Origin of the sequence: Cupriavidus sp. SIMBA_020 (assembly GCF_046535395.1) — a bacterium.
Taxonomy (GTDB): domain Bacteria; phylum Pseudomonadota; class Gammaproteobacteria; order Burkholderiales; family Burkholderiaceae; genus Cupriavidus; species Cupriavidus campinensis.
Map to the genome: position 1 here is coordinate 1 of NZ_JAWRWU010001796.1, position 231 is coordinate 231.

Genomic DNA, 231 nt, shown 5'->3' on the forward strand with positions numbered 1-231 from the left:
CGCCAGGCGAGCTTCGCCAGCCTGCTGGCCGAGCCCGGTGCTGCCGAGGCCGATGCGGCCTTTGCCGCCACCGGCCCGGACAGCATCGCCAAGTTTCTCTTCACCTCGGGCTCGACCAAGCTGCCCAAGGCGGTGATCACCACCCAGCGCATGCTCTGCGCCAACCAGCAGATGCTGTTGCAGACCTTCCCGGTGTTCGGTGAAGAGCCGCCGGTGCTGGTGGACTGGCTG

Annotated in this window: 1 pseudogene; it reads left to right on the top strand. The window is 68.0% G+C overall.

The features are described from left to right. Positions 1 to 231, top strand: a pseudogene (locus SB751_RS35795) (feruloyl-CoA synthase); the annotation flags it as partial.